This window comes from Rhizobium sp. 01T417 (assembly GCF_056398905.1).
On record NZ_JBFTQH010000015.1, the window covers coordinates 119,631 to 141,707 of the forward strand.

A 22,077-nucleotide genomic window follows, 5' to 3' on the forward strand; every position below is an offset into this window, starting at 1 on the left:
CTATTGAAGGTTGAACCCATACAAACACGGTCCGTGCGTACCCGGAGATTACTTATGACCCAGAAGATCATTCCCGTCATCATGGCTGGCGGTAAAGGCACCCGCCTGTGGCCATTGTCGCGATCGAACGCGCCAAAACAGTTCATCCAGGTCGTCGATGAAAAGACGTTGTTCCAGGAAACCCTTGAGCGCGTGACCGACACCGCGGCCTACGAGGCACCTGTCGTCATCACCAACCAGGATTTTCGATTCACCGTGGCCGAGCAGGCCCGCGAAGTCGGCGTTGATCTGTCCGCAATCATCCTCGAGCCGGTCGCCCGCAACACGGCTGCCGCCATCGCCGCCGCGGCTTTCCACTTGAAGCAGAAGTTCGGCGAGGATGCGATCCTCCACCTCCTGGCCTCCGATCACGAGATCGATGCAGGCAAGGATTGGAGCGAGGCGATCGCGACAGCGCGCCAGACCGCCGCATCGGGCAAGATCGTCACATTCGGCATCAAGCCGACCGAGCCTGCCACCGGTTACGGCTATATCGAACAGGGCGATGCGCTTTCGACCGGCGCACACAAGGTTAAGCGTTTCGTCGAGAAGCCGCAGCTTGCCGCCGCAGAAGAGATGCTGGCCGCTGGCGGCTTTTTCTGGAACTCCGGCATTTTCATGTGCCGGGTCGACCTGCTCCTGAACGAGCTTTCTAACTATGCGCCCGCCGTGTACGAGGCTGCGGAAGCCGCTGTCGCCAAGGCCACGGTCGATCTTGATTTTGTCCGTCTCGATGAGGCCAGTTTCCAGGCGAGCCCGGATATTTCGATCGACTATGCCGTGATGGAAAAGACCACCAATGCCGCCGTGGTCACCTCGGCCTTCGCATGGTCGGATCTCGGGAGCTGGGATGCCGTCTGGAAGCTTGGTGAAAAGGACGAGAGCGGCAATGTCGTTATCGGCCATGCCACCGTCATGAACACCGAAAATTCGTTGGTCCTGTCGCGTGCCTCGCATCTCGCCGTCCAAGGATTGAAGGATGTGGCGGTTATCGCCAGCGAGGACGCCGTCTATGTCGGTCGCCTCGACGAAGCCCAGGAAGTCGGCAAGCTCGTGAAATACCTCGCCAAGGCGAAGGAGACATCGAGCCTGACGGAGACCCACCCGACCTCCTACCGTCCCTGGGGCGGTTATACGTCGCTGTTCAATGGCGATCGTTTCCAGGTGAAGCGGCTGTTCGTCTTGCCGGGCAAAAAGCTGTCGCTGCAGAAGCATTTCCACCGTTCCGAACATTGGGTCTGCGTCAAGGGCACGGCGGAAGTGACTGTCGGCGACGAGGTGACGTTCGTGCGTGAGAACGAGTCTGTCTATATCCCGCAGGGCGAATTGCATCGGCTTTATAACCCCGGACGGATCATGCTGGAGATGATCGAGGTTCAGACCGGCTCCTATCTCGGGGAGGACGATATCGTCCGCGTTTCCGACGAGTTCGGACGGGGATAAGCCCTCTACATTTCAGACGTGGCGTCATCCTTCCGCCTGACGGAGCGGAAGGAGCGTTGCATCTGGCCTTCATGGGCAAGTTGCTGAGGCTCGGCGAAGGAAGCGTTAGATACCCACCATAGCGGTGTTGAAGGCGACAAGCCATACATGATCGAAGCGGTCGCCGGCCTGCTAGATGAAGATGATCCTGAAACCTGCGCCCGCCGCGAAGCGCTGGAGGAAGCTGGTGTAGTCGTGAAGGTCCTTGAGCGTGTATCGGCTGCTTATGGCATATGCGCCTTCGTCACGGAGATCCTAACGATTTTCATCGGAACCTACGATGACAAGGACCGGCAACGCGGATGCGGCCTTGCGCTATCTTGCATTCATCGAAAGCCAGTTGCCGTGTACTCTGGGTAGCGCCCGGTTTGAAGGCTACATATTCTGGTCCTGTCTGGCATGCAGCTAGACCCATCCTGCTGCTGCAATTATTCGGCGCATTAACCCCTCCCGCAATTACGCTGCGAAGCTATGGCGCAAAGCCTCCGGCACGCAATAAGGAAAACAGCTTGCCCACAAGCGGGACCGTCCCCGCACTCAGGAGAGTGCTCGGCGCGACGTTCAGTCGGTCGGGTCTTGCCGCATCAGGGACGCTGATTAAATCAGGGAGATTCATGAGAGGGTCGAACCTCCCTGCCATTATTCTTGAAAAGAAGTCTCGTTGGCGGCGGGGATCCGCGAGTCGAAACCTTCACTTCGTCGCATCCCAGGTTGCGATGATCCTAATATACACTTACTCGGAAAAGTGGTCTAATTATTCAAAAGTATTAGTCGGCTGCAAGCTACGGCGCCTGATCCAAGGTTGGACCGAGACGCTTCATTTCAAGCATCGCTTCGCAAGACGCCTCAGCAAGCATAGCTAGTTGTTCCGGACCGTGTACCCCCTGGCGGTAGATCTCAATGACAGTAGCCGCAAGATGGAGCCTATCGCGGTGGTGATCGATCGAATGCTTTTGTGCGACGCTTTTCAAGGCATCCTCACAGATGGACAGGTCTTGTGATGTGAGTGCTTGGTCACGTTGTCGGATCGTATGGTGCCACCGCCAGGATTGAGGGTTGTACAAGGGCGGGTTCCGGAAGCTCCGAGGGGTTTACACGCGAGGGAGCGCGCCGGAGCATTCCGGTGTCCGGTGGGGTTGGACGGCACAAGCTATGCGCGACAGGGTGGCTTGAACAGTCGGACCAAGGTCCTGAAGCCACCAGACTCGAGTCCGATCCATCTCGGACTTAGGTCCGATGTTCAGGAACAACATTAATGACGTATTAAGGCCCGAGGCATGAGACACCGCCTTGCCAAGGTCTATGCGCAAACCGGAATGGGACTAAGACATGAAGAAGCTCGCTATCGCAGCGCTGGCGTTCGCGACTGCGTTGTCGGCGTCGCCGGCATTCGCACAGATTTACTTTGAGTATGGCACCGGACCTCGCTACTACGATGATCCTCCAGCCCCGCGCTACTATCGTTATTCACCACGCGACGTGTACGATGACGACTATGACGGCCCGGGATATCGCTACGCCCAACGCTGCTGGACACAGAGGTACTACGGATACCGCCACGGCCACCGCGTCGTGCGATACAGGAACGTCTGCGACTAGGCGCTGGCCTGGCCTCGATCAGATCATCGTCGGTTCGGGATTAGGGTCGATCTCGTCGATAATGTCCGCCGTATCGTTCCTTGGCGAGCCGACCTTTCTGTCGACCGGCCACATCTTCATCAGTTCGTCGGGGAAGGGCCTCATGAGGTCGTCAATCGCCCAGCGTTGAGATTATCTTCAGCTCCCGCCTATGTTATTGCTCCTTCCACGCGCGGACATCGTCTGGCAGTCGAACACTCAGGGTTAGGACGCATCCAGGTTCTTTCTCGAATACGCACGTAGTAGCGAGAAACTTGAGCACTTTCCCGGAATATTTTTTGTTCGGGGCGCCCTTGAACGGTGCTGCTTTGATGACATCGTTCCTAACCATTGCTTCAAGCGCTTTCCGCAAGGCTTCCGGTTGGCCACTGGATACAATCCTTGGCCCGTTTATGAGGTTACCTGAGCTATCGATCATGAAGCAAGCGATGACCTGAGCGTCGCCTTGATCAGTTAACGTCCTCCAGTTTGCTGGCGGTCTTGAAGCAGCTTTTGTGATCAGCTTGTTGTAGATCGATGGGGTGTCTCCTGATGCCCCATGTGCCGAGGCCGGCAATGCCGAAAGCAACATGGCTGCAGTCAGAATAATTTTCGGTTGAAACAGTTCCCACCCCTCTACTTGAGGGATGTATGCGATAGGTCGACGCTCTGTCAATTAGGGGCACTTTCAGTGCGGTCGCTTTGAAATCCGGGCTATTAATCGCTTCCGCCGCCGGTTTTGATCATCCGCAATGAAGCGGTGGGCGTTACCGCTCACGACCATAGGGCCGGCATAGCAGTTGACAGATCTTCGCGTTCGAACAAATATCCCTCGAAGGTAGAGTGGACCATGAAATATCAACTATTAGGTTTAGCTGTGACTATTGGTGCATTGGTTGGCGCAGTCGGGGAGGCAACCTGTCGTACGAACGCTATCGATGGTGTTAGCTATGAGGCCGAAAAGCCATCCGTCGATTACGGGCGGCTCGATCCGTCGTGTGCTGATGTCAATGAAGCCTACATCAAAACTCACAGCACCTATACCTACAGTGTCAGTCTTCAAAAACTTGAAGCTAACGGGGCCTTGAAACCATTTATCGTATCAATGGTCAGCGGCAACCTAGGGTTTGAGAGATATGTGTTCTCAAAAAAATGGAAACGTTTTGACGCGAGCCTATGGACCGTTAAGGATCGAGATAATCCCAAGTTCACTGATTGCTGGCATCGTGGCGATGTCGTGTTAGATGGCGTCCGAGCAAAATATATCTCTACAAAATGGCACCAATTTCCCTTCACAGCCAACATGGAAATCTGGATTTCGACTGAGCATGGAAGGTTGCTGCGAACGGTGCGCCACTATGATAAGCCGCTAGAGTTCTCGTCTGCATCCATATTAGAGGTTTATGACTACGACCCGGAGAGCGCGAACCCGCCGCCTGCGGATGTGATCCAGTAGCCAATAGCGACGGGAGAACCTGGACGTTTCAGTCCCGCGACAAATGCCTCACCATCAACCGCGCGCCTTCATTCCCTGTTTATCTTTGTTGCTCATTCTCGCCCCTCAGCCCATTACATTCGAGCAGCCGATCGTAATAGTCCTCGACCTTCCGCATTGCCTCCCGGCCTTCGGCTTCATAGCCTTGATGTGGAAGACGGCGCTTAGGCACCCTCGGGCCATGGGCTGCCAAAAGCCACTGCCCCTTCATCGGGCCGTGCGGCTGTTGCTGATTTCCAACAGATAGGTCGTCGGCCGTACAGCATGCTTTGGTCCTTCGGCGTTCGTAAATGGGCTGCTATTTTTCATAGCTTTGTTTATATGGGCATCCTCTGCCTGTGCCCTGTCTGTCGGGCTCGGCGAGGATGCTTACGAGTATTGAAGGGCGCCGACGGCGGAATGACTGAACAAGACCGGCTGTCGACCGGCGTTGGAGTGAGATGCGGGTTTTACATTTCTTCAAGACCTATTGGCCCGACACTTTTGGTGGAGTGGAGCGAACCATTCATGCGATCGCTAAAGGAACCGCGGAACATGGCATTCAGTCCGACGTACTTTCGCTGAGCAGGGCGCCTGCTCAAAACACTCGCGAGTTCGACGGTCATATGGCTCACAAGGCCAAGCTTGATTTTGAGTTCGCTTCGACGGGCTTTTCGCGCCAGGTTTTTGGAAGGTTTCGAGAGCTTAGTGAACAAGCCGACATCGTGCACTATCACTTCCCGTGGCCGGTAATGGACGTTGTTCATCTCACTTCGCGGCTGAAAAAGCCAACGATCGTCACCTACCATTCAGATGTTGTGAAGCAGCGGCTTCTCTTGCCGCTTTATAGGCCGATCATGCATCGTTTCCTGGCAAGCGTTGACAGCATTGTGGCCACGTCTCCAAATTACGTGGCAACCAGCGATGTGTTGCAGCACTATAAAGCCAAAACGACAGTCATTCCGCTTGGACTCGACGAGCGGGACTATCCTCGCGCCCCCGAAGATGTGAAAGCACGCTGGCGAGCGCAATATCCCAAGCCGTTTTTTCTCTTTGTTGGTGTTCTGCGCTATTACAAAGGCGTTCATATTCTTCTGGAGGCCGCCAGGAAGACGGAGCTAGATATTGTACTGATAGGGGAGGGGCCAATGGAGGCATCCCTGAAGGCTTATGCGAAGGAGCATAGCCTGGAAAACGTCCATTTTCTTGGGGCGTTACCGGAGAGGGACAAAACTGCCCTTCTCGAACTAAGCACGGGCCTTGTTTTCCCTTCGCATTTGCGTTCGGAGGCTTTCGGTCTTTCGCTTGTTGAAGCGGCAATGTTTGGGAAGCCGATGATTTCTTGCGAAATAGGAACGGGCACAAGCTTCGTTAACACTCACGGTGAAACAGGATTGGTCGTGGCGCCAGTGGACGCTAAGGCGCTTGCAGATGCGATGATGGATTTGTCAAGCAACGCAGTCGTTGCAGACAAGTATGGCAGGACAAGCAGAAACCGCTACATTGAGCTTTTCTCGGCTCAACGGATGGTGAAATCCTACCAGGAGCTGTACAAGGGCTTGCTTGTATCCAATGAGTAAGTTCTGTCGATCTCTTTGCCGGCTTCAACCATTAGCGCGGCGCATGTCGTAGGCGCGGTGTGGCCGACGTTAGCCTCGGTTTCATTGGTCGAGCAACCGTCTGCTTTGCGCAGTGTCGGCGACGAGGCGATTATTAGGATCGACCAGTAGGAAGCGCTGGGCGAGATCGGCTTCCATTCGATCGCGCGACAACACAGCCGGTCTGCTTCCTCATGGCTGAGCTTTGATCTCCTCGCTGACTTGGGAGCGAGTTCGATGGCCGCCTCCACCAGGGCGGCCAATTCCATCAAGTCGACGACATGCAGGGCGATCGTTCGTTGCTGATGGCGACCTCAGGATCTGGGCTCACGAGGTCGGTCTATTGCGGAGGAACCGACCAAACGGTGGCATCGTCGGTGTGCAGCAAAAGTAGCTCATCATGCCGGTGGTAGCACCTGCCGACACACGGCAACTGCTTGGAAACAGTGGATGAAACGGATGCATTACCCGCACTGACTGCTGATGTGCGCTGGTATGGCTGTATTCGTCTGGGACCTACAAATCCGGGGGCAAAGAGACTTGCCTGGCCCAAGGTGCAGGATCAAACGATACGGCTATCACGAGCGCTGTTTAAAGCGTTGTTAGAAGGGCTCGATTTGGCGATGCGTGACGGCGCGGAGGGTGCCGGCGCCGACTGCGGTGGCGCGACCTGCCCAGTTCGGCCCTATTAAAATGCTTCAGCCGACACGTAAGCGCCAGCTATGTTGTTCAAGAGCTGAAACGAAGGGTTGCGATCCGCTCCAAATTGCCGTAGCCGATATTGGTTACAGTCTACTCGCACTTTATTTGCGAGTTGATCTTCTAAGAGAGTTCAATGTCCAAGCTGATTATTCAAATCCCGTGCCTGAATGAAGAGGAAACCCTTCCGATTACTCTCGGGGATCTCCCACGATCTGTGCCGGGCTTTGACGTCGTCGAGTGGCTCATAGTTGATGACGGTTCGACGGATCGCACTGTCGAGGTGGCAAGAGCTCATGGCGTCGATCATATCGTCTCACTGCCACACAATCACGGGCTCGCTCGCGCTTTCATGGCGGGGATAGAGGCCGCCCTCAAGCTTGGTGCCGACGTCATCGTCAATACGGATGCCGACAATCAGTACGACGCTTCTTGCATTCCCGATTTGGTGCGCCCGATCCTGGAACGCAAGGCTCAGATTGTAATTGGCGCCCGTCCAATCACGGAAATTGAACATTTTTCACCGATAAAGAAATTTCTCCAGTTATTTGGCAGTTGGGTTGTCAAAGTCGCGAGCGACACGGTGATTGCCGACGCGCCCAGCGGATTTCGGGCCATCCATCGGGATGCAGCGATTAGGCTGAACGTATTCAGTCCCTATACCTACACGCTCGAGACGATTATTCAGGCGGGCCGCAAGGACATTCCGATCATATCGGTGCCTATCCGGGTGAATGGCTATTTGCGACCCTCACGGCTCGTGAAAAGCATTTCCAGTTACGTCTGGCGCTCAATCGTCACGGTTATACGGATCTTTATCGTCTACTGTCCGATGCGGTTCTTTGCTTTGTGTTCGGCTATTACTGCTGCGCCCGGGTTGCTGATGATCGGACGCTTTTTTTACCACTACATGATGGGAATGGGTGACGGGAACGTTCAGTCGCTTGTTCTCTCTGGTGCGCTCCTTGCCTTGTCAGGTATCTTTTTGATGAGCGGCTTTCTGGCGGAACTCATCTCGGTGAACCGCATGCTGCTTGAGGAAATCAGGGTTAGGCAACTACAGCAGGAGCTTGATTCACGCGGTTCGCCGACGATGTTTCGAAAAGTCACCTCGGAAGGCGCAGCCACTCCAAACCAAATGAAGACGGCGAGTTAAGTGATGACTGAGGCATCGGTAGCCTACAAGAACGTTCCGGGCAACTACTACGACAAATATCATACTCGGAATCCGATTGCTCGGTATCTCATGGATGGTTTCTTGGGCAGTTTTCACGAGCTTACCGACGTCGCGCATATGAGGTTGGCTGTGAGGAGGCAATCTTTCGCTGCGGCTTCACGATCGTGGCTGTGATGTACGCGGCAGCGATCTCGAGAGCGTGAGTGTCCATCAGGCCAACGCCCAATGCTCGGAACGCGGAATTGAGCCGAAGTTTGATGTGCGGTCGTTATTCAATCTGACTCCGAGCCTGGCTGCTTCTGACCTTGTGATATGCTGCGAAGTTCTTGAAGATGTAGTGCTATGCTCTCTTCCGCAAGATTCTCGTAAGCTTGCGCAATGGTTTAGTGAGACGCCACAGGGAAGACCGATAGAGTGCGTGCAGTTTTACCTGCAACGGATGTTCTACATCAGATGGGATGGAGGGTTTAGCTTCCCATACCGCGGCCCATCCCAAATCCGGGTAGACGTGTTTGGTTACTGACCAGCCGGTCCGCGCCAGTGCCTTGCGGAAATACGTTTCGTTGTAACCTAGCTCCATCCAGCCGTTTGAGCGAATTGCCCAAAGCGATTCGCCATCCATGCGCAGGCCCCACGGTAGCGGAAAATCGGGTAAAATGGGTTCTGCTGCGAAATACACACGTCCGTCGGTTTTGACGGCTTTGCGCAATGCTCGGAGCAGACGCATATGATCTGAGCAGTGATGGAATGATTCGAAAAAGACCGCGGCGTCGAAGGGATCTTCCACGGTTTCTGCCCACATGAAATCGGCGTTGACTACATTTATGCTAACGTCTTGACGTTTTGCACGCCGCCGTAAGAGATCGCAGAAGTTACTTTCGATATCGACCGCGGTTACTTCGAGACCCGTCATTGCCATTGCGAGTGTAGTGTTTCCCCATCCTGGACCAAACTCGACTACACGTTTACCTGGTGAAAGGTCCATGGTATGCAACAAAAAACCTACTCCCATTGTGAAAAAGCCGGTAGTTTTGCAACTGTGGGACGAGTATGGAAACGGTGTGCGCTCTGCAACCTCCAGATCAAACTTGGTCACCTCATTCTGTGGGTGGTATGTTCGTGAGGAAATTGCTTTGTAGAGATTCATTTGGAAATCTCTATATTCAACGCTGAATGGATCAGCAGGAACCGTTTTCGCGAAATCCATTCTAAACGTCTTAAACACGTCTCGAAGTGCAGTGTCCGAGATTCTTCCTGCGGCGTCACATTCTGCGAGTTTCGTATCCAGCGCTGCTATAGTCGAGATCACTTGCATATGGCCCTCTGGGTCACCTGAATTGCCTCTTAGCGAGGATACGAGATCATTTCCGGGACGATCCACTAAGGTGTCAAATAGCGAACATCCCGGGGAGAAAGGTGACATCTAACGGCATAAATTGAAAGGCGAAAGGGTTCTCGTACTATGGCGATTCCGCCGTTTGTAGCGCGGCTGATCACAGAATTCCTACCGCCATTCTCAATTTTCGTGTGGTGATCCGCTCCCAAACGTTGGACCAGCGGAGGCTGGAGTTTTCCGGCTTGTGTCAGGGGGGCGGGCTGGTTGCGCCTCCCGGATTCATCAGTGGCAGGTCAGTGGGTGTGATGCCGCGGATGTCCATATTGGACGCTCGCTGCTGGAGGTCATAGCCATTTCGTGGCGGACCGTGCCGTCGTAGCATTCGATATAAGCATTCTCACAACTGCCTGCCCTCTGCCGAGAGAAGATCGGCGGCTACTCAATTCTCGTCCGTCAGGCTCGCCCGGATCACACATCAAATAACGGAGCTAAGTTGAGCCGCGGCCTTCTGCCATGAAAAGCGCCCGACGTTTTCTTTCCCTTCCTCGCCCAGCCGCTTGCGCAATGTTTGATCTGAGCAGAGACGTATAATCGCGTTCTTTATAGCCAGAACGTCTTGTGGATCTATCAATATTGCCCCTGTCCCGGCCACTTCCGGCATCGACGAGCGGTCCGAGGTGATCACGGGTACGCCAAAACTTTGCGCCTCGATGATCGGAAATCCAAAGCCTTCGTAAAGTGAAGGCATGAGCAGAAACTCCGCCGATACATAAAGCCGTGCCAGTTCACTATCCGACACGTAACCTGTGAGGACAACACGGTCCTGAATGCCGAGCTGTGCGATTAGTGCTGATAGATCGTTCAGCCTCCATCCCTGTCCGCCGGCAATAACGAGCTTCAGGTTTGATAGGCCGGTAGGCTCAATCAAGGCAAAGGCTTGAAGTAGACGCACAAGATTTTTGCGAGGCTCCAGCGTGCCAACGAACAGCGCGTAACGCGTCCGGCCATCGCTGTTGGGCGGTACCAGACATCTGCCGGCCGGCGGTGGAAAGGCCGTAAGGCCTGGATGGACAACATGAGTACGACCGATAGCGTCTGGATAAAAGGCGACGATATCCTTCGCCGTAGCATCGGAATCGGCGAGGATGCGGTCAGCCCGTTTGAGCGCCGACCGCATGAAGAGGCGCTCCCCCATCCATGTCTGCCAACGCATGGTCTCCGCCGCCTTTTGCCAGACAAGATCGTGAATGGTGACTACAGTCGGGAGGCGTGGTGTAAGCCCGGTCGGGAGGCGATGTGCTGGTCCCCAGAAGAGGTCCAGCCGGTCACTGTTAGCCGCCTTCGGCAGCGCTGTCTGGCTCCAGATCAGCCGTCGCCAAGGTCCCTTGAAATTCCAAATTCGGATGTCGCAGCCGGGCAGTGTGGGAACTGGCGTTCGTGGCGCTTCCGGCAGATAAAGAACGAGGGAATGGCCCTGTGCGCCTAGCGCTCGACTCATTTCCACCACGTAGCGGCCGATACCGCTGAGGCTGGGGACAAGGTTGCGGGCGTCAACACCGATTTTCATCGCAGATCTATTTGTTCTGTCTTAGCGTTCTGATTGAGCCATATAGCCTGAATAATCCGCTGTAGCCGACGTGACACAGAGCCGTAGAGATGGGCTTGGCGCCACTGTCGAGCTGAACTGGCCTTATTGCTCGCATCGTTATCGTTGGCGGAGATCGCAGCGTATATCCGACGCACGCCGTCTGCGATCGAAATCGCGTCACTTCCGTTCAAACGGAACACTGCCTCATCAACGTCGTCAAAGATTTTTGACGGCGAGACGGCAACCGGTCGTCCCACGGCTAATCCGTAGCGAACTGCCGCACTCGAGGACTCAGCAGTTGCCTGATATGGGAACACCAATAAATCGGAATCCGACAACAATCTGAAGCTTTCCGTATCCGGCAGAAAATCAGTGTTAAGTGTTACGCGATCACTTAGCCCCAATTGCCTTATTTTGTGTTCTGCTTCGGCGATGAGAGCGCCCGATGAAGGATCGGGATGCTCGGCATTGATCATTGTAAGTTGGCATCGTACGCCTTCCTGCTGGAGCAAATGAACTGCTTCAATGGTCTCGATTAATCCCTTATGTGGCAGGAAAAAGCCATAGGTGGCAATTTTAACAACATCAGGGTCGGGTGCACGGAAAGATACGTGGAAATCAACAACGCCATGCGGGAAGATGGTCACGTTGTCCTCAAGTCCCAGCGATTTGAGCCGGTTCAAATCGTTGTGGGTGTGAACTAACACACGGTCACACAGCTTAAGCTCGCAAGCGATGTCCTCCAACTTGCGATCGGTCGCATGCGTAGGATCAATTGTGGAGTGAAGAACGGCAATAATCTTGCAGCCGCGTTTATGTATTGCTTTTATAAAATCAGCGAGAACGGAGAAGCGGAAAAATCCATAGTTCAATTGAATGACTATGAAATCAATTCTATCCCGATCGATAGCCGCCAAGGTGTCATTCAGAGTTTCTTCTGCGTTTTCATCCCAAGTAAATCGAACGCGCGAGCCGTCAACATCTTCGCGGCCCTCACGCCGAGCGTAAATGAAGTGCTCCCCCTGCCAGGATGACAGAAGATGCTCCGAATAGGCCGCAATGCCGCACCGCGTTTGCCAGGTTGTTACCCACCCGACACGTGGCTGAGAAAGATTTGATCGGTGAGCAAATAGTTTGGCAGATTCGACCAGGCGCACACCAACATCTCGCCAGCGAAATTTCGAAAGAAGCAGTTCGCGCCCTCGTCGGGTCTTTTCTTTCAGAACTTCCGCAGGTGCTGCCATGACCTCTCTTAACACCGGCGCGAGACCGCTCGCCGATGGTACGGCCCATACGGAGTCCGGGACTTCGAAATGACTTTTTGCCGGCGCGAACTGGTAGTCGAGTAGCCAAGCCGTATCCGGCCGGCAAAAATCGGTCTGACCGCCCCATCCAGTCGTGATGACTGGCAGGCCCGAAAGCATCGCTTCAGCCAATGGCAGTCCGAATCCCTCCGCGAAGCTCGGGGCGACAAGCGCGCTGGAGGCCAAGTAGAGAGCTTTGAGATCCTCGTCGCTTAAATCTTCTTCTATGATGATAGTGTCTGGATAATCGGGATTGGCCCTGCGCCTTTCGTCGACCTGAAACTTTACGTTGTTGTGGGGGTTCGAAAAGGTTTTGATGATGAGAGTTACGTCATCCCGCTTGTTAAAGGCAAGGCCGTAGGCGTCTAGCAAGACATCGACGCCCTTCCGGGGAAAACACGAGGACACATGGAGAAATCTAAAGGATTTGGCGGATAGTGGAAATTCCCTAGTCGGAACTACTCGCTCCCAATGGTCAATTCCGCAGCCTGAAACCGTCATAGGAACAGCGACGCCGTTATCGATCATGATTTTGCGAACGTGGCTTGAAAGGCAGGTCATGCCATCCAAGTAGTCGCTGAAATCTTCCGCCCATTCATTTGGGAAGCCACTTTCTTCCCAAGCGTAATGGTGCAGCAGATTTAGTCGCGCGTCCATATCAGATACCCTCGGTGGGTAAAGGTTGCGGCTCTGAACCTGGCATGCATCGACAGCGACTTTCTTGCTCCGTTCGTGAAGCCTAAGCAGGTCCGGGTTTTGTCGGAGAAAATTGGCATTAGGTTCGAAATCTCCTGGCCCTTCCGTCGAGAAAAGCGCGACATCGTGGCCCAACGAATCTAGCGCTCGTGCGGTTTCTCGATTTAACAAGGCAAGGCTGTAGGTGCTGTCGAACGGACCTTCCAAACGCCAAGACAATCGATCAGGAAGTCCCCAGATATGCCGTACTGCATTACGAGTTTGCTGCTGATTAGCTGCCAAATCTTCGGCGATATTCTTCGGATCCGGTTTCGGAGAAGAGTTTTCTTGCTGCAATTGATCGCCAATCAATGTGATCAATTGACGGTACCTTTTCCGCCGCGCAACCGCAAATTCCTGAAATTCTAGCTTAGGTTTAATCTTTGCCGCTTCTATTGCTTCGAGCGCCAACCGGGCTGTTGCTTGCCAGGAATATCGCTTTCCCTGCAGAGACGCATTGATCACCAATCTCGACCTCAAGGCGGGATCGGTCAGTGCTTCCTCAATTTTTGAGCGGATAGAGCTAATGTCGTAAGGATCAAACAAAGCCTCATCTAACCCAACCAGTTCTGGCAGAGAAGTGGCGTTCGCTGCAATGACTGCCGCGCCGCATTTCATCGCCTCCAGAACTGGCAGGCCAAGGCCTTCGTGATATGAAGGGAAAACAAATAGGCTGCATTCTGCGTATAGATCTCTCAGCGTTTCATCAGAAACGAAGCCAGCGTAAACTATCTCCCCATTTGTCAAGCCCAACGATCGCGCATGAGAATTTAGAATAACTCGCTCGCCTTCAGGAATTTTTCCAGCCAAAACAAGTCGGTAGCGTTTGCGCAAATCATTTGGCAAGCCGGAGTATGCAGAAAGCAAACGTTTCAGATTCTTTCGGGGATCTGCCCCGCCGGTATAAAGGAGGAATTGTCCGTCGATAAGGCTTTCGAGATTTTTCCTGCCTGGACCGGGGGCAAATATGGCGTCCACCGCGCCATTAATATTTGCTACCTTGCAACTATCAACGCCAAGGTTTTCTATTATCTCTATGCGAGCGTGTTCAGAAATTGTCAGGAAGATATCGAAATTTTTTATGCTCTCAATAATATTTAAGTAGAAAGTTTTGAAAGTCGGGTTTGGTGTCAGATAATCCTTATGATGGATCAGTGGAATTAAATCATAGATAACGCAGCCGACCACAAATTGGTCTGACGCGTGCAAGGCAATTGCGTCGTCGACGTAACCCTCAAATGGACTCATCACCATAACAATGTCCGGCATGAGATCGGCTATGAAACAATTGTAAGCCGCTTCCTGAATTCGGCGGTTACGGCTTCCCAGTTCGTGCATGTACCGGGTAGGTCCAATTCCATTAAAGATAACAATTGAATTCGCGTAAGGAGCTAAAAGTCCAACCCGCAGATTTTCGACGGTGTCAGGAAAGAGGTTGGTGAGCACAAAAATGAGTTCATGGTTTTCAGCCAATTCGGCAAAGGTTGAAATGAGCGCGCTTGTGTAGCGACCGATTCCTCTCAACCGGCTTTCTGTCTGAACGGCTTGTAAATCGAAAACAATTCTCATTTGCGGCGGTCGATCTCGTGATTTATGTCAGATAGAATTGCCTGAGCTCTGGGAGATAACTGTGATGGCCGTGTGTATAGTCGCTTCGTACTTGGCGCAGCGTATAGTTGCGCGTGCAGTCTGCGGAGATAGTCGTGCGCTTTGGGAAAGCGCTTGACCTGATCAAGGAGTGGAGACGCAATACGTGGGCGACGCTTTAACCATAACATAGCGTGCGAAGCCAGAAGACGGACAGCTCGACGAGAACGAAAGCGAAGTTTCGGGCCGCCCCGCGCGACGATACTCAGACGGAGCCGTCGAATGAAGTGGGATGCTCGTCGGAGAGGGGCGGCTATACGCGATGAGAAGTGTCGATATTGCCAGAGGCTTCTCAGCACGGTGTGCAACTCCGGTGTCGGTTAGTTGGCTGCATTTACTCGGTTTCTCCATTCAGACAGAACCGCGCTTACCGAATCTTCGAGTTTAAACTGAGGCACCCATCCCAGGCTGCGCATGACGGAGCTCGCGTCACCGCAGGCCATCGGGATATCGACCGGACGAACCCGATCGGGTGCGACGACAACTTCGATCTTGCGGCCTGATAGCCGCACGAGAATGTCGAGAATGGTGCGTATTTTGACGGCGGTGCCGGAGGCAAGATTGAACACCTTGCCCTCTGCATTATCCCCCTTGCCAATAGCCGCAAGTGCGTAGGCCCGTACGACGTCGCGAACGTCGAGAAAATCCCGATGAGCGCTCAGATTGCCAACTTCAATCGTTGGCGGCGCGAGGCCCGCCTCTATACGGGCAATCTGGCTGGCGAAGGCGGGAATGACATAGGCTTCCGACTGTCCAGGGCCGGTATGGTTGAAGGGGCGGAACCGGATCGAGCGGAGGCCGTCGAAATGCATTTGCCCGATGGCAATGTCGGCCGCCGCCTTAGTGGCGCCATAAACAGTCATCGGCTTCAGGGCCTGATCTTCGGTTACGGCGGCGCCATTGGCATCTGCAAAAGTCTGGCCGTAACTTTCTGAACTGCCGGCAAAGATAAAGCGACAATCTGGCACTTCGCCCAGAATGGCCGACGCTAGGTTGATCGTTCCATGGAAATTGACGTTCCAAGCCTGTGCCGGATCTTTGCGGGCTTCTTGCGGGGCGGCGATCGCCGCGAGGTGCACAACCGCCGTCGGCAGCGAGTCACGTAACGCACCAGCAACCGCCGTCTTGTCGACGATGTCGAGATCAATATCACATAGCGGACCGCGCCCGGCAGATATCAGCTCCAGGCCGTCATCGACGGGGAGATCACGCAAAGCCCTGATCAGCCAGGTGCCGACAAAACCGGATGCGCCGGTGACCAGGATCCTATGCCGCGCCGCCATTCGGCCTCCGCCTTTACGCCGATTTCAGATGAGCCAGTCGCTTCAGGTCGGCATCGACCATTTCGACGATCATCTCTTCGAGCGTGATCGTTGCTTCCCATCCAAAGGCGTCCTTGGCCTTCTGTGGGTTCCCGAGAAGAACATCGACTTCGGCGGGCCGGAAAAGGTCGGGATCGATGACCAGGTGTTTGTCGATGTCAAGGCCCGCGTGCTCGAAGGCGATCTTGCACATATCCCGGACGGTCGTCGTGCGGCCCGTAGCGACGACGTAGTCGTCTGCGACATCCTGCTGCAGCATCATCCACATTGCGCGGACATAATCCTTCGAATGACCCCAGTCGCGCTTGGCATCGATATTGCCGAGGCGCAGTTCGTTGGACAGGCCGAGCTTGATGCGTGCCACACCGTCCGTGACCTTGCGGGTGACGAATTCAATGCCGCGCAGCGGCGATTCGTGGTTGAATAGGATGCCGCTCGAAGCGTGAAGGCCAAAGCTTTCGCGGTAGTTGATGGTCAGCCAGTGGCCGTAGAGCTTAGCGACGGCATAGGGCGAGCGCGGGTAAAATGGAGTGATTTCCGACTGCATCGGCTCTTGGATAAGGCCGTACATTTCAGAGGACGACGCTTGGTAGAAACGTGCGTCCGGCAACTCGAGACGCACAGCTTCCAGAATGTTGGCAACGCCAAGACCGGTGACCTGACCGGTCAGAATCGGCTGCTGCCAGGAGGACTTAACGAAAGACTGGGCGCCGAGGTTATAAACTTCGTCCGGCTTTACGCCGCGCATGGTGCGGATCATGCCGGACAAGTCAAGAAGGTCGCCGTCGACGATGCGAACATCACGGGTGATTCCGAGCCAATCAAGGCGGCTCAGATTGACATCCGAAGTGCTGGAACGACGCGCAAGACCGTGCACCTCGTAACCCTTTTCCAGCAGAAGCGCCGCAAGATAGGCGCCGTCCTGGCCGGTAATGCCGGTGACCAAAGCTGTTTTTGTCACATGTCTCTCCGCAAAGTCGATTGTCTACATATCAAAGGATGGCGCTGGCCAAACTGGTTACAGTGCAACTCTTGTCGACTGCCTTATGCGTTTCGCGCCCGAAAGACAATCGTTACAGGCGTTTTACCTTTGGATACGCCGTGTCTTGGGTGCTGTCATTGCATCGAGTGAGTGGCGCCCGGTTTGACGGGGCAGTCGGCTTTGATTGAGATTGCTTCGATGAAATGCGAAGGGGAAGCTCATCTTCAGAGCAAGAAATACATCTCGCTATAGTCCTCGATGGACGCTATCGCGGATGAAAGCAAGGCGGATGAACTCCGCGCTCGAGCCGGCGAATTTTCAAACTATCCGAACGGCCCGAGGTTCTGAGCTGACCTTGCCCCCAAGTTTATCCAGTTTTGAGTTCGCTCCGGCGGTTTTTGAAGTGCACCCCGATTTTGGGCCAGCGGGAGTTGGAATTTTCCGGGGTTAAGGCTCAGCTCGGCGGGGGTGCCGATGCAACGCCGATCCTGATGGATCACGCTGCTGGCAGGCTCAACTAATTAGATGTGGTCTACGGCACCGGCAGCGGTGGGCGGTTCAGCAGCGCGGCTATTTCGGATAGAACTTGGCACTGCTTCGTTATCTCGAATGGCACGACGGTATCACGCGGCTTCTCCAAGAACCTCGATCCGACGGCAGATTCAAACTACCTGAGCGGGTACACGCACTATGGCGCGTCGCATCTTGGCCTCGCGAGGGCGGTGCGTTGGTGGCGCTCAAGCAGAATGGAGACATCTTCAAGCGAGTAACTCGATTTGCGGTTGCCGCCGCTACTTCATCAATTCCCGCACAGCTTTTTGCTTGCTGGGTGCCGTTAGGCGCTCCTCTTCTTCGCTGGCTTGTTACCGTTAATGTGATCTCGGTTTATAGCGGAGGTCTAGGATCGGCGGGCGCTGGGGCTGCTGAACAGGTCATCGTCTGGGCGCCGTCTCAACCCCCGCCAATAGATACAGCTCGGTGATTCCGCCCATTTGGCTCACCGAGACAAGTGGCCAAATCTGGATTGAGCGGTTCATAACTTCAGGTTCGATATCAGCCAGCCACGTTACCAATCTTGGTTGGGTCGATACGCGCGGGAGAATTTAATGCTGTACGTTCAAAGACTTGATGAGGTTGTGGTCGGACTCTACGGATATCCGCAAGGGGGATACGCGGAGGAATTCCTCCCTGATGATGCCTTGAGGTACTGGCGATGCTTGATCAGGTAGATGCGTGGATAGCGTCACAGGGCAGGGCAGTACAGATCGCCTACGAGTACTCCGGCACGTTCGTTCGATCCGATCCGATGATGGCCGCTGGGTTTGCCTCCATGGGTTTACCGAAGAGCAGAACTACACCTCATTCGAAGCGGCATCGCATCTTTGAGACGAGAAAAACTGACCCAGAAAGCCCATTGCTCCAGAAAGTGCGACCATCTATAAGCGGCTCTCTAACGTTGGGGGTTGCATTGGCAGATCAGGGATCGCAGGGGCTATTTTCTCCACTGCTTCGGAAGGCCAGGACGCAAGCAGCGCGGAAGTGGCTTGACGGCAAGGTTCTTGACATCGGCTGCGGCAGCGGAGTACTTGCCTCGTTTGTCGAGCCGGGGCAATATGTTGGGTTCGATCGCGATATGGGGAGCATCGAGGTTGCTCGTCGTGCTCATCCACGACATCGGTTCGTTACCTCGTTCCCAGAGGGGGAGCGCTACGATACGATTGTGGCATTGGCCCTCATTGAGCATTTGCCGAAACCTTGCGAAGAGCTTGCGAGGTGGGCTTCGGCGCTGGAGGATGGGGGCAAAATCGTTATAACGACACCTCACAAGGCCTTTCGCATCGTCCACGACTGCGGAGCAAAAATCGGGATCTTCAGCGCTGACGCTGCCGATGAACATGAAGAGATGTTTGACCGCTCCAGCCTCAGTGCGCTAGCGAACAGCGTCGGGATGAAAATGGCTGTCTATCAGCGGTTCCTTTTCGGCGCCAATCAGTTGGCCGTGATATCAAGATAGCCGATGCGCCAAATCTATAGAGTGGCGGGGGCCGCAGTTGCTATCGCATCAGTGATCTTTGTGGCTCGCTCGATTGGGCGATCATACGAACACCTACCGGAAGCCATATTCACCGTAGGCTTTGCTGCGCTCATGATCGTTCTGGCGGTGGCGTATGGGGGAGTAAATCAACTACTCGGGACGGCTTGGTATTCCCTCTTGACGGGCTTTGGTCGTGGAACTCTCACCATTTCGGGTGCACTGTCGATATTCAACCGGACCCAGATCTACAAATACCTTCCTGGAAATGTCTTCCACATGGTCGGGCGATACAGCATGGCTAAGAAAGCGGGTGTTGAACATCTCTCTCTTTCGATGGCCCAACTCGGAGAACTGGCACTCGTTTGCGGGGCAGCAGTGTTGGTAGCTGGCGTTTCGTCTCTGGATATTCTCACCGGCGTGATGAAGAAATATGGCTTGTATGACCCGCTATACATCGGAGCCGCTTTGATAGCGGCCGTAGTGGCTGCTGTCGTCGGTCTCAAGCTTCTTCCGTCCCGGCTGTTCGGTGCCGGCGTCATGAAATCCACGGTATTGTCTCTCGCCCTCTATATTCTTTTCGTCCTGAGTAATAGCTTCGTGGCGGTGATAGTGGCCTTATGGGTTGGCGCGGGTGGAGCGACGATAGTCCAGATCATCAGTGTTGCTTCCACAGCATGGCTATTTGGCTTCGTTATCCCTGGCGCTCCAGGTGGGTTAGGAGCGCGTGAGGCGGTCACAATCGCAGGTCTGACGGCATTAGGCGTTCCAGTGCCGAACGCAACGGCGATAGCAATCAGTCATAGGCTCGTGACACTTGCCGGGGACAGCATTGCATTTCTACTGTTTCTGGTTTGGAGGCCTAGCCATGTCTAGATCAGCAGAAGCTTCAGCATAGGCCCCGTTTCAAGTAGGATTGCCGACTGCTCGATCAATGCGGCCACTGCCATCAGCCCTCGAGCGAGGTTCCTTCGCCGGGACGATGGATAGGTAAGGCCGTTAAGCGTCAAGCTGCACGAAGGTGACTGCGAGTGTCTAGATTGGCCAGCCGGTTCTCAGCAGACCCCATAGAGCAGCGGCCCAGCGCCGACTGCGGAGTCCTGTGCCGCTTACAGGCCGTATACATGACCGCACCGATCCCATGTGTGAAATCGATCGAAAACTCTTGCGCCCATTCGCCGTTCCATACATGAGTTTCCGGTCGAAATTCGGGGCAGTTCAGCTGCATTGCTTGGTGACAAGTGATCTGTCGATGCGTCTGGCATCAACAAACCAGAAGTATTTTCCTTTCTCTATAGCAGCCTCCGGCACATTGCGAGATAACTCGCTGGCGGCTCGACTGTCTTCTTCGACTTCCTTTGCTGTGGGTGGCCACACCCAACCGTATCGACCACGGTGACTGTCGAATACTCTAAAGGCCACCGCATCTATTTTTCCCTGCTCCGCCCCCTCGACCAGGTCTCGAAGAAAGCAAGGTCCAACCTCCGCGATCCGCGAGATGATCGGTGGGCGCAACGTGTTTGCAATCAGCAAATTCTTATCTCCGCCCACGTTGTAAGCTAGCATGTTAGCTTTCGCGGCCACGGAATGGATGACGAAATCGTTTGTTATCGGCAAGACCAGAAGTTTCGATTCTGCAGGCAAGTGTTCGGTCAATTCCCCGGCGAGGTCCATTCTGAGATTTGTCGCCATCACCAAGAGGTCGCGGCCGGCTGTCCATTGCCGGAAGAGGCTCGCTGATCCTTCAGCCATCATGACGACCACCAGCCCGAAGGCCAGTGTTGCTTGTCCGTATCCACGTTTTGATAAACGCGAGCAAACCAAGCCAACTAGGATCCACACTCCAAGCTTGACCACGGCGATCCAGCGATAGGTGGCACGCATCTGGTCGAGCCCTGGAACCATCGTGTAGAGCGGGTAAGCTGGGCTGGTTGCAATCGGCGCTCTGATCGATGTCATTTCGCTCGTTCCGACTACGCCGGTGCTTTCTGGGACAATCGGCCCAATTGCCATTAGTAAGCCGCCGAAGATCAAAAAGAGAGCAACCGCTCTCCAGACGTTCGATACTCTCAGCCCAAATGACACCAGTACCAAAGCAATAGCCGTGATGGTTAGAAAAACAGACTCATGGTTTCCCAATCCCGCGCCGACATACGTGGTTGGAGGTCTTTGGACGGAAAGACCGAGGAAATCATAGAGGACGCTGTAACCCGTTGTCGGCCGGAACATGCTTGGAAGGTGCAACGACAGATACGCGAAGATGTTTAACGGGTAGCCAGGGAGACCGTCTTCAGGGACGTATCGACTGTAAAGTACGTATGCGAAAGCAGAACTTCCGGAAATGATTAGGAAGTTGATAAAATGCTTTGCTGCGTTTGTCCGGTCAAAGAGTATATAGCTCGTTGAAAACGCGATACCACAAGCCAATGCCATGACGAATGTATATCCGTCAAGAAAAGCCAGGAATATCATTGTGACGCTTACCACGGCAGCATAGATTATCGCCCCGTACAGATTCGCCTTTCGCCAACTCAAATGGTGAAAAAGCGAGCATACGCCGGGCAGAAATGCAAACCCAAAACCTAAGGCACCATATCCCTGTATATGGAGCGAGTAGAACGATTGCGAGAGGAGTGCGACGGCCAACGCCAAGGCGAGGGCCCTTCCTGCGCCCAACGCCCGTGCCAATGAATAGCTACCGCCGAGGGCGATAAAAGCAAACAAGGTGCCGGTGAATGAATAGCTGGCGATGCCGTCTACACCAAAGAGCCGCATGAAAGAATACTGGATATATGACAGGCTGGCACCAAAAACGATGGGAGCRCCCGCCGGAAACGCAATGTTTTGCGGATTTTTGAACGGTCCGCCCCGTATAAGCGACTCAGAATACCCAGTGTGCCACAACGCGACTCCGCCACTGCTTTGGATATAGGGCAGGCTCAGCCAAAGTATCGAGATATACACCCCCGCAGCGATGAATAGCGCGGCTTCTAGTCCAAGTATCAAAGAACTTTTGGGAGTGATGTTCAACCGGGGCTCAGACAT

14 protein-coding genes and 1 pseudogene are annotated in these 22,077 nt (G+C 54.3%); 8 read left to right on the forward strand and 7 right to left on the reverse strand.

The features are described from left to right. Positions 1-54: 54 nt before the first annotated feature. From AC1DPR_RS16680 to AC1DPR_RS16690, 3 genes are all read left to right on the forward strand, one after another. Positions 55-1,482: a mannose-1-phosphate guanylyltransferase/mannose-6-phosphate isomerase gene (locus AC1DPR_RS16680; RefSeq protein WP_477816771.1), complete on the forward strand. Its 1,428-nt coding sequence runs from the start codon at positions 55-57 to the stop codon at positions 1,480-1,482. Between the two features lie 147 nt (positions 1,483-1,629). After that, complete coding sequence (locus AC1DPR_RS16685; protein ID WP_113582792.1) at positions 1,630-1,881, forward strand: NUDIX domain-containing protein; 252 nt, start codon at positions 1,630-1,632, stop codon at positions 1,879-1,881. 969 nt (positions 1,882-2,850) lie between these two features. Continuing rightward, on the forward strand, positions 2,851-3,120 hold the full coding sequence (locus AC1DPR_RS16690) for a hypothetical protein (RefSeq protein ID WP_477816772.1): 270 nt from the start codon (positions 2,851-2,853) through the stop codon (positions 3,118-3,120). An 18-nt stretch (positions 3,121-3,138) separates the two neighbouring features. Here the strand turns inward: AC1DPR_RS16690 and AC1DPR_RS16695 are convergent. Further along, a pseudogene (locus AC1DPR_RS16695) lies at positions 3,139-3,270 on the reverse strand (SOS response-associated peptidase); the annotation flags it as partial. 718 nt (positions 3,271-3,988) lie between these two features. On the opposite strand from AC1DPR_RS16695, the gene AC1DPR_RS16700 reads away from it, so the two are divergent. The 3 genes from AC1DPR_RS16700 to AC1DPR_RS16710 all read left to right on the forward strand — a co-directional run bounded on the left by AC1DPR_RS16700 (position 3,989) and on the right by AC1DPR_RS16710 (position 8,065). Then, positions 3,989-4,594 carry a hypothetical protein gene (locus AC1DPR_RS16700; protein ID WP_477816773.1) on the forward strand — a complete coding sequence of 202 codons (606 nt, stop codon included), beginning with the start codon at positions 3,989-3,991 and terminating at the stop codon, positions 4,592-4,594. Between the two features lie 479 nt (positions 4,595-5,073). Beyond that, a complete protein-coding gene (locus tag AC1DPR_RS16705; RefSeq protein ID WP_477816774.1) occupies positions 5,074-6,192 on the forward strand; it encodes a glycosyltransferase family 4 protein in 1,119 nt (372 codons plus the stop codon). An 853-nt stretch (positions 6,193-7,045) separates the two neighbouring features. Further along, a complete protein-coding gene (locus AC1DPR_RS16710; RefSeq protein WP_477816775.1) occupies positions 7,046-8,065 on the forward strand; it encodes a glycosyltransferase family 2 protein in 1,020 nt (339 codons plus the stop codon). Positions 8,066-8,426: 361 nt separating this feature from the next. Here AC1DPR_RS16710 and AC1DPR_RS16715 read toward each other — a convergent pair whose 3' ends face one another. From AC1DPR_RS16715 to AC1DPR_RS16735, 5 genes are all read right to left on the reverse strand, one after another. Continuing rightward, a complete protein-coding gene (locus AC1DPR_RS16715) occupies positions 8,427-9,401 on the reverse strand; it encodes a class I SAM-dependent methyltransferase (RefSeq protein ID WP_477816776.1) in 975 nt (324 codons plus the stop codon). 496 nt (positions 9,402-9,897) lie between these two features. After that, positions 9,898-10,989, reverse strand: a complete 1,092-nt coding sequence (locus tag AC1DPR_RS16720) for a glycosyltransferase family 4 protein (RefSeq protein ID WP_477816777.1) — start codon at positions 10,987-10,989, stop codon at positions 9,898-9,900. After that, positions 10,986-14,618, reverse strand: a complete 3,633-nt coding sequence (locus AC1DPR_RS16725) for a glycosyltransferase (RefSeq protein WP_477816778.1) — start codon at positions 14,616-14,618, stop codon at positions 10,986-10,988. The genes AC1DPR_RS16720 and AC1DPR_RS16725 overlap by 4 nt, the downstream gene beginning before the upstream one ends. 398 nt (positions 14,619-15,016) lie before the next feature. Beyond that, positions 15,017-15,979, reverse strand: a complete 963-nt coding sequence (locus tag AC1DPR_RS16730; protein WP_477816779.1) for a GDP-mannose 4,6-dehydratase — start codon at positions 15,977-15,979, stop codon at positions 15,017-15,019. Between the two features lie 13 nt (positions 15,980-15,992). Then, positions 15,993-16,979, reverse strand: a complete 987-nt coding sequence (locus AC1DPR_RS16735) for a GDP-mannose 4,6-dehydratase (protein WP_113582804.1) — start codon at positions 16,977-16,979, stop codon at positions 15,993-15,995. A gap of 1,234 nt (positions 16,980-18,213) precedes the next feature. Between AC1DPR_RS16735 and AC1DPR_RS16740 the strand changes: the two genes are divergently transcribed. Next, complete coding sequence (locus tag AC1DPR_RS16740) at positions 18,214-19,014, forward strand: class I SAM-dependent methyltransferase (RefSeq protein WP_477816780.1); 801 nt, start codon at positions 18,214-18,216, stop codon at positions 19,012-19,014. A 3-nt stretch (positions 19,015-19,017) separates the two neighbouring features. Beyond that, the gene (locus tag AC1DPR_RS16745; protein WP_477816781.1) at positions 19,018-19,908 is read left to right on the forward strand and encodes a hypothetical protein; all 891 of its coding nucleotides are present in this window, start codon (positions 19,018-19,020) and stop codon (positions 19,906-19,908) included. A 342-nt stretch (positions 19,909-20,250) separates the two neighbouring features. Here AC1DPR_RS16745 and AC1DPR_RS16750 read toward each other — a convergent pair whose 3' ends face one another. Continuing rightward, entirely contained in the window at positions 20,251-22,062 is a 1,812-nt protein-coding gene (locus AC1DPR_RS16750) for a hypothetical protein (protein WP_477816782.1), read from the reverse strand. Positions 22,063-22,077: the final 15 nt, after the last annotated feature.